General features: G+C 61.9%; 9 protein-coding genes. 3 read left to right on the top strand and 6 right to left on the bottom strand.

Features of this window, described 5'->3' with window-relative positions:
- Positions 1-25 precede the first annotated feature (25 nt).
- On the top strand, positions 26-2,542 hold the full coding sequence (locus K8R92_03390) for a hypothetical protein (GenBank protein MCE9618935.1): 2,517 nt from the start codon (positions 26-28) through the stop codon (positions 2,540-2,542).
- A gap of 55 nt (positions 2,543-2,597) precedes the next feature.
- A complete protein-coding gene (locus K8R92_03385) occupies positions 2,598-5,156 on the top strand; it encodes a hypothetical protein (GenBank protein ID MCE9618934.1) in 2,559 nt (852 codons plus the stop codon).
- A 172-nt stretch (positions 5,157-5,328) separates the two neighbouring features.
- On the opposite strand, the gene K8R92_03380 is transcribed toward K8R92_03385, so the two are convergent.
- The 4 genes from K8R92_03380 to K8R92_03365 all read right to left on the bottom strand — a co-directional run bounded on the left by K8R92_03380 (position 5,329) and on the right by K8R92_03365 (position 11,949).
- Positions 5,329-6,591 carry an aspartate kinase gene (locus K8R92_03380; protein ID MCE9618933.1) on the bottom strand — a complete coding sequence of 421 codons (1,263 nt, stop codon included), beginning with the start codon at positions 6,589-6,591 and terminating at the stop codon, positions 5,329-5,331.
- A gap of 3 nt (positions 6,592-6,594) precedes the next feature.
- Positions 6,595-8,460 carry a translational GTPase TypA gene (typA, locus tag K8R92_03375; protein MCE9618932.1) on the bottom strand — a complete coding sequence of 622 codons (1,866 nt, stop codon included), beginning with the start codon at positions 8,458-8,460 and terminating at the stop codon, positions 6,595-6,597.
- A gap of 55 nt (positions 8,461-8,515) precedes the next feature.
- Positions 8,516-10,045 (bottom strand): carboxypeptidase M32, encoded by a 1,530-nt coding sequence (locus K8R92_03370; GenBank protein MCE9618931.1) that lies wholly within the window; start codon positions 10,043-10,045, stop codon positions 8,516-8,518.
- 89 nt (positions 10,046-10,134) lie between these two features.
- Positions 10,135-11,949: an ankyrin repeat domain-containing protein gene (locus tag K8R92_03365; GenBank protein ID MCE9618930.1), complete on the bottom strand. Its 1,815-nt coding sequence runs from the start codon at positions 11,947-11,949 to the stop codon at positions 10,135-10,137.
- Positions 11,950-12,083: 134 nt separating this feature from the next.
- On the opposite strand from K8R92_03365, the gene amrB reads away from it, so the two are divergent.
- Complete coding sequence (amrB, locus tag K8R92_03360; protein ID MCE9618929.1) at positions 12,084-13,313, top strand: AmmeMemoRadiSam system protein B; 1,230 nt, start codon at positions 12,084-12,086, stop codon at positions 13,311-13,313.
- Positions 13,314-13,487: 174 nt separating this feature from the next.
- On the opposite strand, the gene K8R92_03355 is transcribed toward amrB, so the two are convergent.
- Both K8R92_03355 and K8R92_03350 read right to left on the bottom strand, forming a co-directional pair.
- Entirely contained in the window at positions 13,488-14,390 is a 903-nt protein-coding gene (locus K8R92_03355) for a uracil-DNA glycosylase (protein MCE9618928.1), read from the bottom strand.
- 24 nt (positions 14,391-14,414) lie between these two features.
- On the bottom strand, positions 14,415-15,374 hold the full coding sequence (locus K8R92_03350; protein MCE9618927.1) for a DMT family transporter: 960 nt from the start codon (positions 15,372-15,374) through the stop codon (positions 14,415-14,417).
- Positions 15,375-15,396: the final 22 nt, after the last annotated feature.

The following is a 15,396-nucleotide window of genomic DNA, read 5'->3' as shown; positions in this document are numbered from 1 at the left end:
GGGCACTCGCCTAAGGAGAAAGCACATGCTGCAGATCCCTCGCTTCTTTCGGCTTGCCACGCTTGCGTTGTGCGTCACGTTTCACTTCTCAACCGAGGTCCGCGCACAGGGAACCTTCAATCAACTTCCCGATCCGATGTCCATGGGGGAGCTCCTGATCTCCTTGGAAACATATGTCCAACTGTCAAAGGAGCAGAGGACTGAAATCGAAACTCTGCACGACGCCTACAAAGATCGCTTCCATGCCCTGCGTGAAAGCGACATCGAGCAGTTCCTGAAGAACCTGAAGGAGAAGTGGAACGACGGCCTTAAGTATGAGTATTTCGATGAATACGTCAAAACCCTTGACCGCCTGAACCGGCAGGTCGCCGAGATCGACGACGCGCTCTTTGACGCCATCGGAGGCGTGCTGGGGGAGGGACAGGAAGCCGCCGTGCAACGAACCCGCGACACTCGCTCGCGGGCCCGCTCACGCGTCAGGTTCAGAAGTTTTTCCCAGGAGTATCTGGAGGTCGACCTCTCCGCGATCGTCGCTGACTTGCGTTTGCCGAAGGATGAACAACAGAAAGTCGATCCAATTCTGGCCGACTATGAACCTCGCCTCACCGCGGCCATGAAGGATGTCGCCAAGGCCCAATTGCAGTGGTTCCGCGACCGTTCCTCCGTGTGGGCCAACTCCGCGAGCAACAAGATGACACCGGAGGAACGCGAGAACAATCCCGAGAAGGTCCAGGCCATGCGTGACAATTCCCGCAATGCCATGGCCAAGGGGTATGAGCCCCTCAGGCTGAAAAGCGAGAAACTGGCCCAGCTCAACACAACAACATGCAAGGCGTTGGCCCGGCAACTCCCCGACAACTACAGGAAGAACTTTCGCGGCAAGTACATGTTGAAGGGGTATTTTCACATGCAAGGTGTCTATGGAGGTGTTGGCGGCTTCGACCGATTGCTGCGAACTGATGTGCTCTTCCGCAAAGCGCTTCGCAGCAAGACGCTCGATGAAGGGGCTCGGGAGCAAATCGCGGCCGTGTATCACAAATGGCGAGACGACGATGACGCGCTGATCGATCAGGGCATGCATGTCATCGACCAAAGCCGCGCCGCCATCGATCCCGTGAATCCGCATATCAATTCCATCTCCGAGCACAATGTCGGCATCGAAATCTCCAAGAAGCGCACTGATCTGGGGTTCGAGTCCCTCAAATCGGTCGCATCACTGCTGGACAATCCGAAGCTGAAAGGACTCTTCGAACGGGATGCCAATGAACGAGAACCCGGTGGGGTCATCATCATGGACGGCATGATCGATGATTACGTGGACACCACTGAACCAACGGACCAGCCGCCGCCAATGAGCCGTTTGGCCATTGAAGAGGGGAGTCCGATGAGCGATGAATCCGCTGAGGCGATTACGGTCCTGCTTTCCATGGACGAATCCCAGAAGGCCTTGTTGAAATCGGCGCATGCCGACTATCTCAATCGCTGGGATGAGGCCCTCGGGCCGGCGATCAAGAAGCTCGATGCCGTCAATCTGGAGGCGTGGGCGCCTGACAAGGCGACCGGCGAGATCAAACGAAATTCGGATCGCATCATTGAAACCCTCGCTTTGCGCAAGGCGATGTTCACACAAGGGACGGATCTCGATGCCGCATTCTTTGACGACCTGGCGACGGTGCTTGGCGAAAAGTCCTGCGCTGCACTGAGTTTGGCGAAACTCGAGCGAGCCCTCGAACGGACGTTTCATACCGATTACGGATACGCGGGGTCATCGAACGCCCTGCGTGAGAATCGAGTCAATATCGTGAGGATCCTGCGATTGTCGAATCTTGCGGCCGATGACCGGGCGAAGGCAATCGATGCCCTGACCGCGCAGTCCGATCAACTCGCAAAGGATCTGCTTATTTTCTACCTGACGGGCCTCGACTTGAAGACAGAGTATGAACTTCAGGAAGTTGCGGACAAGGCAAGTCACCAGGCGGGCGAAGCGTGGACTCCAGCGGACACAAAGAGCTTCAAAGATGCCCACAAGGCCTTGAGTGATCGTTCCCGCACTTTGATTCTTCGGCACAAGGAAGCCATCAAATCGGCGTGGGTGGGAACGCTGGAGAAGCTGGACGACAAACAACGCGTGTCACTGCAAATGGCCTACGACGAGGAGGCGAATCCCAATCCATTTTCGGATCGATGCCCCGCGCTGCCGTACATCAAGAAGGCGCGCAAACTGAAGGATCTGACCCAGGAGCAGCAAGCCCAGCTGAGTGAACTCGAGGAACGAACACGGATTCGGCAGAATGAGCTGAGTCGATCACTCACGAAGGGGTCTGCGGAAATTCCCCACGCCAATACGCCCGAGGAGCGGAAGGAGCAAGAAGCTGTTGAGAATGCCAAATCGAAAGTCGCCTACGAGCGATGTGAAACCAACGATGCGGCGATCCGGCAGCTTCGCAAGATCCTGACGGAAGATCAGGCCGGGCGAATCAAAGGCATTTCGGATTTCGAGAAGACCGCTGCAAGGATCGCCAAAGCCTACAAGGAACGCTGATGTCAATTTGCATTCACGCTCTGACTGAACTTGATTTCGAACAAGGAGACTGCACATGCTGAAAATCACCCGCCCTGGTCGGCTCGCCATTCTCGCATTAGCCGTCACTCTTCAGCTTGCAACTCGCGCCACCGCACAGGACCAATTCGGACAGGTGCCCGATCCACTCACGCTTGGCGAGTTCAAGCAGTTGGTGGAGCGTTACATCCACCCGGACAAGGACCATGCAACCGCCATCGAGAAGTTGCACGACGCCTACCGCGAGCGGTGCCATGCCCTGCGCGACAATGAGATCGCCCAGTTCTTGAACAAGAAGAGCGAACAGTGGAACAACGGAATGCCCCGTTCAAAGCAGACTGAGGAGTACACCCGCGCTTATGAACGCGTGCTGAAGATGATGTCTGATGCCGACGACGCACTGTTTGTCGGCGTGGCCGACCTGGTGGGGGAGGGCCACCGTGAGGGCGTGCAGCGAGCCCGCAACGCACGTATCCGCGAGTGTTCGACCGGCAAGTACATGCTCGAGTATCAACCGATCACCATCTTGGACATCACGGCGATCATGGATGTCATGAACATCCCGTTGGAGGCCAAGCAGAAGTTCGACCCCGCTCTGGCCGCGTATGAGCAGCGGCTGACCGAACTCATGAAGGATCTCGCCGCCTCCAGCATCCGCAACCGTCGCGAGGCAGCCGCGGCCGCAATGAAGGCAGGGGCCGGCACTCTGTCGCAGGAGGAGCGAAAGAATGACCCGGAGCGGGCCCGGGAGCTGGACGCGGCCGTCCAAGACGCCATGGCGAAGGCGCGTGAACCCTTTCGAGTTAAGTGCGACAAGATTTCAGCGTTTAATGACGCCGCCTGCAAGACCTTGGCGGCTCAACTGCCCGACGCATACAAGCAATGGCTGCGCAATCAATACTTCGCCGAGGCGTACCGTCGCTTGGCTCTAGGCAACGGCGGGCGTCGGATCGAGGAATTTCTGCTCACCGATCAGTTGTTCCGCAAAGCTTTGCGTTCGAAGACGCTGACGAAGCCTGCTCTGGATCAGATTCAAGCCGCCTACCAACAATGGCAGGTGGCGGACGAAGGACTGGTTGAGCAAGGGATCAAGGATTTTAATGCACAATGCGCAGCCATTGATCCAAACCAGTTCAACATGCAATCTGAGAAGGGCATGAGTGTCCTCAGCATCGAGCTTCGCCAGAAGCGCCTTGAACTTGGCAGCAATTCCCTGAAGTCCGTGTCGGCTCTGCTGGACAATCCAAAGTTGAAGGCTCTCTTTGAAAGGGATCCCGCCCAGGAACTCTCCTCATTCGGCAATGACAGATACATCGATCAACTAGTGGATGAACCCAAGGCCAACGAACCCTCGGGGTGGAGCAAGCAAAACCAGCTTTCGGAACAAGCCATGAGCGTTCCGCTTGACAAGGCCGCAGTGGACGTGCTGGTCAAGCAGCTGGCCCTGGACGAATCGCAATCAACCCTGGTGCAGACGATGCACGCGGACTATCTGAACCACTGCGAGGAAACACTCAAGCCGACATTGGAGAAACTTGTCGCCGCAACGGAAGGGCTCTACCCGCGGAACAAAGAAACTGGCAATGTCATGCCGAACTTTGATCGGCTCAATGAATTTGGCGCTCTGAAGACAATCCTTTGGCAACAGATGACCGACGCCGACACCGCGTTCTTTGACGACCTGGCGTCGACCCTCGGGGATCAATATGGCGTTCCGCTCAAGTTAGCCAAGCTCGAACGTGTCCTCAATCGAACGACGCGCCGGAATTTCGGCTACACCGGCGGACACAACACGTTCTCCGTGACGCCAGTCAACATTTCCAAACTGTTGCGTTCGCCAGAATTGTCCGCCCAAGAGCAGGCCCAGGCGTGCGCAGCGATTAATGAGCAGATTGACCCACTGGTCGCCACGCTGTTGGAGTCCTATCGGACGAGCATCAATCTGGAGCACGAAAGGAATGCAAGTGACGCCGAGTTCAGAGCGCATGCCAAGCCGGACGAAATCGCGACCGGGCGCTTTAAACCCGATCCTGAAGTATCCCGGAAACACCAGGAAACATGGGCCAGCATTCGACTTCGTCAGAGGAAAGCTGACCGGCAGCACATGGAGGCGATTCAGCGGGCGTGGACGACTGCCCTGGAATCGTTGAGCGAATCACAGCGGGTCAGCCTGCAGTTGGCGTTTGACCAGAAGTCATACCCGACGCTTTTCGAGAGCGATGTTTCAGCGTTGCCATTCATCAAGGGCGCGCTGAAATTGACCGACTTGACCGAAGAACAGAAGTCCACTCTGCAGACCCTTAAGACCAGCACCGAAACGGAACATGTGCAATTGCTCCGAAAGCTGATTCCATTTGCCAACGATCGCGACAACGGCGCCGACATTCCTGCACCCGAACAGGACCGACAACGGGAAGACGAATTCAAGAGAGTTCGGGCCAAGGTCGTCGTCGACAATGACGAATTGAACCAGCAGGCTGTCCGTGACCTGCGCAAGGTCTTGAACGATGAGCAGGCCAAGCAGGTCAAGGGTTTGGCCGACTACGAAAATCGAGCTGCCGAATCTTCACGGATCCGCAAGAAGTACGGCGACTGAAACGCATCGGGGCGAGCTGCTTCCAGCGACAATGCTTGGGTTCGCGATTCGGCTTTGCCGCTGCCTTTGAAACCCCTACTCGCCCATAATAGGTATTCTGTTAAATCGCATGCCCCGGGCAAAGCCCATTTGAAACCAGCGGATTCCCGCAGCGTTCGTTCCGCCCACCCCGTCACACCCTGCCGAGTTGCCGTTCGATCGTGACCCGCTCGCCTTGCTCCAGGCCGAAGGCCTTGTGGACCAGGTTGATCGCCTGTTTGCCATGCTCCAGCGGGATCAGACAGGAGATCTTGATCTCGCTGGTAACGATCCCCCGGATGGCGATGTCCGCCTTCCCCAGCGTCTCAAACAGCCGGCTGGCCACCCCCGAATGGTTCCGCATGCCCGAGCCGACCACGCTGAGCTTGGCCAGGCCGATCTCGATCTCGAGCGTCCCCGAGCCCAGAGCCTTCAGGACCTGCGTGACCGCCACCTTGACCTCGGGCAGCTCGTCGTGATGCACCGTGAAGCTGAGGTCGATGTTCTTGGCAGAGTCATTCTGGATGATGTCGTCGACCAGGATGCCCTTCTCGGCGATGGCCCCAAAGAGGCGTCCCTGCGTGCCCGGATCCGACGGCAACCCCTTAAGCACCACGCGTCCAAGATCGCTCTTGAGGGCGCATCCGATGACGGCGATTGATTCCATGAAGGGAGTCTCCTTTTGAATCATGGTGCCAGGCTCGAAGCGCTGGCTGTGTCGGACATGTATCGGCACACCATACCGCTGCGCGAAGACCACCGCTCGTTCGTGCATCACGCCCGCCCCGACCACGGCCAGTTCGAGCATCTCGTCGTAGGTGATCTGCGTGAGCCGCGGGGCCTCGGGCACCAGCCGCGGATCGGCGGTGTGGACCCCGTCGACGTCGGTGTAGATCTCGCAGCAGCCCGCGTCTCGCATCACATCCAGGGCCGCCGCGATGGCCACCGCGGTGGTGTCGCTGCCGCCTCGCCCCAGCGTTGTGAGGTCCCCTTCCGGCGAGACCGCCTGGAATCCGGCGATCACCGGGATGAAACCCGCGTCGATGCGCCGCTCGATGGCGGCCCGGTCGATGGTGTCGATCCGCGCATGACCAAAGGCGCCGTCGCTGCGGATGCCGCACTGATAGGCGTTCATGCTGCAGGCGTGATGACCCAGGTCCTCCAGCGCGATCGCGGAGAGGGCGCTGCTGGCGAGCTCGCCCGTGGCCATCAGCGCGTCCAGCTCGCGCTTGGCGGGCTTGGGGGCGATTTTCCTGGCGAGATCGATGAGTTCGTCGGTGGAGTCCCCCATGGCGCTGACCACCATCACCACGCGTTCACCATCGGCCCGGGCGGCGCCGACTCGGCTGGCGGCGTGGCGGATGCGCTGCGGATCGGCGACCGAAGTTCCTCCGAACTTCATCACTCGCATGGGCATGACTCACTCCTCGCGTGAGAGAGCCTCGGCGCGGCTTCGCTCCGAACGCTCCACGCGCTTGCGCTCCGTCTCATTGAGCAGACGCTTGCGCATGCGAATCGCGGTGGGAGTGATCTCGACCAGTTCATCCTCTTCAATATATTCCAAAGCGGCCTCCAGGCTCATGATGCGGGGCTGCTTCAGGACCACCGTCGCATCCTTGCTGATGGCTCGGACGTTGGAGAAGGGCTTCATGCGGACGGCGTTGACCACCAGGTTGTTCTCGCGGGTGTTCTCCCCGACCAGCATTCCCTGGTAGCAGATGTCGCCGGGCTTGACGAACATGACTGCCCGGTCGGAGAGCGGCTCGATGGCATAGGAGGTGGCGGGACCCCCTTCATTGGCGATCAGCACCCCCTGCACGCGCGGCTTGATGGCGCCGGGGTTGACTGGCCTCCATGAGGCGAAGGCATGGTGGATGACCGCCTCGCCGCCGGTGGCGTTGAGCAGCCTCGATCGCAGGCCGATGAGGCCGCGAGCGGGAATGTCCGCCTCGATGTGCATGCGGCCGTTGCGGGGATCGACCTTGGTGATCTCGGCGGCGCGGCTGCCCAGCAGCTCCAGGGCGGCGCCCATGCCGGACTCAGCAACGTCCAGGGTCAGCCGCTCCCAGGGTTCGCACTGTTCGCCATTGACTTCCTTCTCGATGACCTGCGGCTTGCCCACGGTCAACTCAAAGCCCTCGCGGCGCATGGTCTCCAGCAGCACGCCCAGGTGCAGCAGGCCGCGGCCGCTGACATGAAATTCTTCGGAACTTTCGCCCGGCGAAACCCGCAGCGCCACATTGGAGCGGAGCTCGCGGTCCAGGCGCTCGGAGAGCTGGCGGCTGGTCACAAACTTGCCCTCGCGGCCGCCCAGTGGACCGTCGTTGATGCGGAAGACCATGTGCAGCGTCGGCTCGTCCACGCTCACCCGCGGCAGCGCCTCGGGACACTCCGGCAGGACGATCGTGTCGCCGATGGCGATGTCCGGCAGACCCTCGACGGCGGCGAGATCCCCCGCCAGCACTTCCTCGGCTTCGCGCCGGCCCAGACCCTGGAACTGATTCACCTTGGTGACGCGGCCCTTGTCCACGCGCCCATCGGCGCGGCAGAGTCCGACGGCCATGCCCGGCTTGATCGATCCGCGCATCACGCGCCCGATGGCGATGCGGCCGACATACTCGCTGTAGTCCAGGTTGGTCACCAGGAACTGCAGCGGACCGGTCGCGTCCATCTTCGGCGCCGGCACGTGGGTGAGGATCGCGTCGAACAAGTCGTCCACGCCGCGCTCCTTCTGATTCTTGTCGCGGCTGGCCCAGCCGTCGCGGCCGCTGGCCCAGAGCACCGGGAAATCCAGGGCGATGTCGTCGGCCCCGAGCTCGATGAGCAGGTCGAAGACCTCATTCACCACCTCGTCCAGGCGGGCGTCGGGCCGGTCGCACTTGTTCACCACCAGGATGGGCTTCAGGCCCAACTGGATGGCTTTTTGCAGCACGAAGCGCGTCTGCGGCATCGGGCCTTCGAGGGCGTCCACCAGCAGTGCGCAACCGTCAGCCATGCGCAGCACACGCTCCACCTCGCCGCCGAAGTCGGCATGGCCCGGCGTGTCAATGATGTTGACCCGCAGGATCGTGCCCTTGTGCGGGCCGAAGCGGATTTCGTAGGTCACGGCGCAGTTCTTGGAGAGGATGGTGATCCCCCGCTCGCGCTCCAGCGGATTGGAATCCATGACGCATTCGGTGAGGGCTTCGTTGACGCGGAAGGCGCCCGCCTGGCGCAGCATGGCGTCCACAAGGGTGGTCTTTCCGTGGTCGACATGCGCAATGATGGCTACGTTTCTGAATTCCATGATGAGCCCCGCAGTGTAGCCGTGATTCGCTTGGATTCGATGATGAAATTCAGATTTACGAGAGGCCGTAGAGCGGCAATAACTTGGATTCCAGATGCCGCATCATCGGATCGGCCGAGAGCGGTGCCCCAGTCACCTTGCGGCAGAGCTCGTCCAGACGGTAGCGGCGGGCCTCGCAGTGGACATTCTTGCGCAGCCAGGCGAGCAGCGGCGCGAATTCGCCGCGCGAGAAGCCTTCGTCGAGGCCGGGGATGTCCTTGCGGGCCTTCTCGAAGAGCTGCGCCGCCAGCAGCGTGCCCAGCGTGTAGGTGGGGAAATAGCCGATCGCGCCCATGCTCCAGTGCACATCCTGCAGGCAGCCGCGCCGATCATCCGGCACCGTGACGCCCAGGTATTCCTTGTAGAGTTTGTTCCAGAAGCCGGGCAGGTCGCCGATGGCCATGTCGCCTTTGAGCATGGCCCGCTCCAGCTTGAAGCGGATCATCACGTGCATGTTGTAGGTGGCCTCGTCCGACTCCACGCGAATGAAGCCGGGCTCCACGACGTTGGCGGCCTGGTAGAGGTGATCGAGCGTGAAGTGGTCGCAGGCGTCGCCGAAGAAGGCCGAAAGCTGCGGCCGCGCCCAGGTCCAGAAGTTGCGGCCGCGGCCGACCTGGTTCTCCCACATTCGGCTCTGGCTCTCGTGCACGGAGAGCCCCGCCGCCTCTCCCATGGGCAGGCCGACTTGGTTGAAATCATGCCCCTGCTCGTACATGCCATGCCCGGACTCGTGCATGGTGGAGCCCAGCGCGTCGAGCACGCAGGTGAGGTTGTAGCGCGTCGTCATGCGCACGTCGCGCCCGTGGCTGCCGCCGCAGAAGGGATGCGTGCTGCGGTCGAGGCGCCCGTTGTCGAAATTGAATCCGATGCGCTTGGCCACGTAGCGCACGAACTTCTCCTGCGACTCGATGGGAAGGGCGATCTCATTGAAGGCGTTGGAAGGCTGCTGCTTGGCGCCGCGGATGCGGTCGAGCAATTGCTGCAGGCGCGTGCGCAGCGGCTCGAAGACCGCGGTCACGGCCGCGGCGGTGAGCGCGGGCTCGTAGTGGTCGGCCAGCGCGTCCCACGCCTCGCCGCCCTTGGACCAGCCCAGGCATTCCGCTTTGTCGATGTTCAGCTTGACGGTCTTCTCCAGCCAGGGCTGGAACTTCTTGAAGTTGCTCTCCTTGCGGGCCTCGATCCAGACATGCTGCGCCTGGCTGGCGGTCTGGGCCAGCTCCGCGACCAGCGCCGAGGGAAGCTTGGTGGCCTTGTCGTAGTCGCGGCGGATTTCGCGCACGTTCACCGCGTCGGCGGAATCCTTGGGGAGTGAGGCGGCGGATTCCTCGGCCGCGGCGAGCAGCTCGCCGATCCTTGGCGTGGTGAAGGTCTCGTGGGCGATGCGGGCCAGTTGCGAAAGCTGGCGGCTGCGAAGCTCGGCACCCCCCTTGGGCATCATGGTCTCCTGGTCCCATCCCAGCAGATTCGCGGTGCTCTCCAGCAGGCGGGCCTCCTTGACGGCGGCGAACAGGGTGGTCAACGCGTTGGTGGCGGTCGCAGTGCTCATGCGGGACTCCTAAGAGGGTTGAGCGGGGATTGTAGTAAAAGAGCCCCGAAAATTCGGGGCTCTTGGAGTTTCAGATTGGGTTGGATCCGTCAGCGGCCCGGAGCGGCCGGCGGCGTGGTCGGCAACGGAGCAACGGGGCTCGGCTGTTCCGCCGCGGGCTTCATGCCCAGCTCCGTCTCGAGATACTTGATCACGTCGGACCGATTCTGGTCCGCGCGGTTTTTGGCATAGTCCAAAGCATTCCAGCCACGGGAATCCTTGGCCTGCGTGTCCGCCTTGGCTTCCTTGAGAGCCTTCAATTTCTCGACGGTTCCGCTGGCCGACGCCACCAGCCAGGTGGTCATGCCCTGGCGGTTCTTGACTTCGAGGTTGGAGCCGGCCTTGATCAGGATGAGCATGCTGTCGAACTTGCCATTGCGAGCCGCGCGCATGACCGCGGTGTCACCGGTCAGATTGTCGGCGACGGTCAAGTCGGCCTTGTGGTCGATGAGCAGCTGCACGGAGCGCGGATCGCCGGTGCCCGCTGCCCACAGCAAGGGCGTGAGTCCGTTCTTGTCGGGAATGTTGATCTCGGCGCCGGAATCGATCAGCAAGGCCACGGCTTCGGGAGTTCCGAGTCCGGAGGCCCACAGCAGCGGAGTGCCGCCCAGGCGATCCTTGCTGTTGACATCCGACTTGGCGGCGATCAGCAGCTTCATGGACTCAACGCCCTTGGGATCGCGGTTTTCAGCGGCGACGCAGAGCGGCGTCTTGCCGGCGCGATCGCGGTTGTTCACGTCGGCCTTGGCCGCCAGGAGCACCGGAATGACCTCAACGCGGTTTTCCTTCGCGGCCCAGTGCAGAGCGCTGCGACCGCCCGCGCTTTCGGGGGCGTTCACATCGATCTTGCCTTCGAGCTCCTTCTTCACCTTCTCGACATCGCCGGCGCGGGCGGCGGTCACCAGAGCGCTGGCCGCACGGTCGGCGGGATTCGCTCCCGGCGCGCGGGGCTCGACGCTGGTGCCGGCCGTCGGAGGCCGTCGGATCAACAGGGAAAGCGAGGGGACCTTCGGGTGATCGGTGGAGAAGGTCAGCTTGATCGTGCGGCCGGTCTCATCCCAGGCCTTCCAGTCGACGTGGACCACCTGCTCCGCCTTGGCTTCAGGGCTCAGGTCCGGCACGATGGGCGGAACGGCGCTGGTGATCTTGAAGGGAGTTCCATCGAGGCACTTGAAGGTGATCGCGCCCTCGGAAGTCTGTCCCTCGCCCGGCGCCTCGAGCTGGTCGGGCGACATGGTGATGAACGCGGGGACGGTGCCCTGCACGGTGAGCATCATCGGCGTGTGGCCATCGATCTGGAAGGTGACGCGCTTGCTCAGCGGCACGCCGGCCTTGGGTCCCGGCTTCAACGTGATCTCGACCTCGGCAGAGCCACCCACGGGAATCGGATCCTTGGGGCTGCCTGCGGTGGTGCAGCCGCAGCTGGTCACCGCTTTGGTGATGGTGACGGGTTTGTCGGAAATATTGATCAGTTTCACCTTGCCGCTCTTGGCGGTGTCGACCATCATCTCGCCCAGATCCAGGATCTCCGGCTCGATCTTGATCACCGGTGTGCTGTCCAAAGGTGCGGTCGTGGTCGCGCCAGGCGGTGTGGCACCAGGGTTGAGCGGCGTCGGCGGCTGATCCTCGTTGACGATGTCCGTTCGAGGCTTGGAGGCCGACAGCTCCTTGGCGGAGTTCTTGTTCTTGTTGGCCTCCTTGAAATTCACTTCCTTGGAGGTCGGCGCACCGGCAGGTTTACCAGCGGGCGCGGTGTTGGCCGGTTGCGTCGGCGGCGTGGCCTGCATCGCCAGAGACGGAGCCGCCAGCAGGGCGACGAGCGATAGGAAAAGAACCGGGAATTTGGATGCGGTGCTACGAACCATGTGAGAGATCTCCGGGACTTTTGTCCCATCAGAGGCGAAGGAGCGATTCTACCCGAGTATCGGACAAACGGGAACGGTTCTGAAGCCGCCGGAGTTCACAAGAATGTGAATTTGCGGGTTACACTCCCCTGCCTATGAGCACCACGCCAAGCGAAACGCCCCCGAGCGCCCCCCTTGCGGAGCATCTGAACAAGCCGCAAATCCGCAATTTCCAGCCCCTGGGAATGCAAAAGGAGGGCAAGTCCTATGTGATGCTCCGGGATCCCTCGATGCTGACCGAGCAGCAAATCGTGGTGATGCCCCAGATTCTCCAGGTGATCCTGCTCTTTCAAGGTCGGGAGACACTCGACGAGATCGCCGCGAAAACCCAGGCGCCGATGCACATTTTGCGGGATCTGGTGACTCGGCTGGACGAGGTGGGATTGATCTGGGGCCCCCGCTTCGAGGAACTCGAGCGTGTTGCCAAGGCCAAGATCACGGCGCATGGACACTTTCCGATGAGCGTTTCGGCCGGGCTGGGCAAGGACGCGCAGACCTGCGGCGAGGCCTTGGACAAGTGGCTGGGAGAGATGGAAGACCCGGAGATTGAAGGCACGATTCTCGGACTGGTGGCTCCCCATCTGGACTATCAGCGCGGCTGGCCCGGCTACGCGGCCGCCTACAAGGCGTTGAACAAGGATCAAAAGCCCGACCGGGTCATCATTCTCGGGACCAATCACTTTGGCATCGGCGATGGCGTGGTGGTGAGCGAGTTTGGTTTCCTCACACCCTTCGGCAAGATGAATCCCGACAAAGCGGTGCTGGCTTTCCTGGAAAAATCGCTCGGTTCCAAGCGGATCTACGCGGACCAGATCGACCACCTCGGCGAGCATTCGATCCAGCTGCACATTCCTTGGATCCAGCATCTCTACGGCGAAGTGCCCTTGGTGGCAGCCTTGATCCCCAATCCGATGGTTCCGCCGGTTGCCGACGACGATGAGCGCGCGACCACCGATCAATTCGTGACCGCGGTCCGCACGGCGCTGGCCGAGTTGGGTGGTCGCAATCTGGTGATCGCCAGCAGTGATCTGAGCCATGTGGGTCCGCAGTTCGGCGACCAGGGTTCCATCGATGACGCCGCCGCCGCAGAAATCGAACACCTCGATCGCGATCGACTGGCCGCCTATTGCAAGAGGGATGTCGCCGAGTTCCAGGCCGCCTTCAAGAAGGACCAGAACCGGACCCGTTGGTGCAGCATCGGCAACATGTCGGCGGCGCAGCGCATTCTGCAGCCGGCCAACGTCGACTTGATCGACTACCAACAGGTGCGCGAGCCCAATGGAATCTCACTGGTCAGCTCCGCGGCCATCGCCTTCTCAAGTTGATCCGGATGTGGTCGTGGGCCCGCTGAAATAAAAGAGCCCGCCGCAGCTTGCGCCGTAACGGGCTCCTCGTGGGGGCTCATGTGGGCAGCGGGGTGAAGACCTGCTGCGGTTGTGTCAATCCTTCACCCTCGGAGTGCCATTACGCAGAGGGTTCCCAAAGCGATCCATCATTTTTCAGTTTTTTGAGGCCGGCGGGCGGGGAGCCAGCTTGGTCATCGCCTTTTGCAGGTCGGACCAGACTTGCGTGCGGGTTTCCAAGGTGTAATTCCGCAGCAAATAGGCGGGATGGAAGGTCGGCATCACCGGAATCGGCTGCAGATCGACGCCCTTGGGGGGCGTCCAAGCGGCCCAGATCCCACGGAGCCTGGTGATCCCCTCTTCGAGCCCAAGGATCAACTTGGTGGCAGGACCGCCGAGGGTGACAATGACTTTGGGGCGGATCACCATCAACTGCTCGAGGAGGAAGGGGCCGCACTGATCCACTTCGATGGGCGTCGGGGTGCGATTGTTGGGAGGCCTGCTCTTGAGCACGTTGGCGATGAAGACCTGCTCGCGGCTCAGGCCCATGGCCTTCATCATCTCCTCCAGTTTGGCGCCGGCCCGTCCCACGAAGGGCCGGCCGGTCAGATCCTCCTGCTCGCCCGGCGCTTCGCCGACGAAAAACAATTCGGCCACAGCGCTGCCTTCGCCCGGAACCGTCTGGGTGTAGGTGTCGATGGTCGTGCAGAGCGGGCAGGTCGAGTCGTGGCGGGCGCGGATTTCCTCCAAGGCTGCGTTGCGCTCCTGGAGTGAATTTGGCAGCGGACGAGCGAGACCCCACTGCATGCTCGCGGAGCCGGCGATTCCGCCGGCCGCTTTGGGAGCGGGTGAAGTTGCGCGCGGAATCGGCGTTTGCAGCGGCTTCTCCGACATGGTGTCCGACGGCGCGCGAACGGCTTGAGTCTGGACATTCTCTCGAACGGGTTCGCCGCCAAGATTGGGAGCGGGTTGCGCCCGGTGTGCCGGCACCGACTTCAATCCCATCGCCTGGTCGGCAAGGTTGAGCGATTGAAGCCTGGTGTTGATTGAGGGACTCATGCGTGAAGCTCGGCGGCGAAAGTATCAGACGACAGCGGCGCTGGGCGCGGTCGCCAGAATGGCCACACCCGCCACGGCAATCACCGCGCCAAGCATGGCCCGCGGCGTCGGCCAGCGCCCCTCCGTGAGGCGGGTGAAGGGCAGAATCATCACCGGGACCAGGGACATCAGGGTCGTGGCCACCCCCACTTCGAGTTTTTGCAGGGCGTAGAGCGAGCACCACACGCCCAGAATCGGGCCGGTCACGGTTCCCAGGAGCAGCGCCAGGATGCCGCCTTGAGGAGGGAGCGCAAGCGGTGGTGGCGCGGTCATCGCATCGGCGGCGAAAGCGTTTCTCTTCGCCCGGTTCATTCGGCCGACGATCATCGCAATGAGCACAATGCCCACGGCGCCGGCGCTCATGCGGACGGTCTGGGCGGAGATCGGATCGATGGCACCCTTGAGCCCGTTGCTGGCCAGGACCATGCCCAAGCCCTGGCAGACCGCAGCACCGACTCCATACCAGACCCCCTTGCGCTGTTGGGCGGGCGTGATCGAGCTGGAGGCATGCGGCCGCTCCGCCGCGACCCACATCACCCCGGCCAGAGTGACCGTCATGCCGACGATGGCCTGCATCACCATCCACTCTCCGAAGAGGACCCAGGAGAGCATCGCCGCGACGGCCGGCGCCAGAGTCAAAAGCAGCGTGGTGGTGCGCGGCCCGACCAGGACGTAGCCCGCGAAAAGGAATTGATCGCCGATGGCCAGGCCGAGCACGCCGCTCAGCGCGAGGATCCAGGTGCGATGCGAGCCGATCTGCGGCCAGGGTGTGCCCGAGAGAATCCAGTGCAATCCCAAAAGGAACACACCCGCCAGCAGGCTTCGCAGCAAATTGACCTGGGTGGCGCCCATCCGGCGTCCCGCCGCGGCGAAGGAGAGGCTTGAGATCACCCACAGCGCGCTGGTCGCGAGCCCGGCCAGTTCGCCGGCGCGTTCAATCGTCATGCATCACAACTCGATGGCGTGC

The sequence above is a fragment of the Planctomycetota bacterium genome (assembly GCA_021414025.1).
In the GTDB taxonomy this organism is placed as follows: domain Bacteria; phylum Planctomycetota; class Phycisphaerae; order Phycisphaerales; family SM1A02; genus SYAC01.
Note: the sequence above shows the minus strand (reverse complement) of the source record. Positions and strands in the feature narration are given on the sequence as shown.

Excerpts from the sequence above, each read along its gene's own strand:
- K8R92_03390 (MCE9618935.1), top strand. The coding sequence starts at position 26 with ATGCTGCAGATCCCTCGCTTCTTTCGGCTTGCCACGCTTGCGTTGTGC.
- K8R92_03385 (MCE9618934.1), top strand. The coding sequence starts at position 2,598 with ATGCTGAAAATCACCCGCCCTGGTCGGCTCGCCATTCTCGCATTAGCC.
- K8R92_03380 (MCE9618933.1), bottom strand. The coding sequence starts at position 6,591 with ATGCCCATGCGAGTGATGAAGTTCGGAGGAACTTCGGTCGCCGATCCG.
- typA (MCE9618932.1), bottom strand. The coding sequence starts at position 8,460 with ATGGAATTCAGAAACGTAGCCATCATTGCGCATGTCGACCACGGAAAG.
- K8R92_03370 (MCE9618931.1), bottom strand. The coding sequence starts at position 10,045 with ATGAGCACTGCGACCGCCACCAACGCGTTGACCACCCTGTTCGCCGCC.
- K8R92_03365 (MCE9618930.1), bottom strand. The coding sequence starts at position 11,949 with ATGGTTCGTAGCACCGCATCCAAATTCCCGGTTCTTTTCCTATCGCTC.
- amrB (MCE9618929.1), top strand. The coding sequence starts at position 12,084 with ATGAGCACCACGCCAAGCGAAACGCCCCCGAGCGCCCCCCTTGCGGAG.
- K8R92_03355 (MCE9618928.1), bottom strand. The coding sequence starts at position 14,390 with ATGAGTCCCTCAATCAACACCAGGCTTCAATCGCTCAACCTTGCCGAC.
- K8R92_03350 (MCE9618927.1), bottom strand. The coding sequence starts at position 15,374 with ATGACGATTGAACGCGCCGGCGAACTGGCCGGGCTCGCGACCAGCGCG.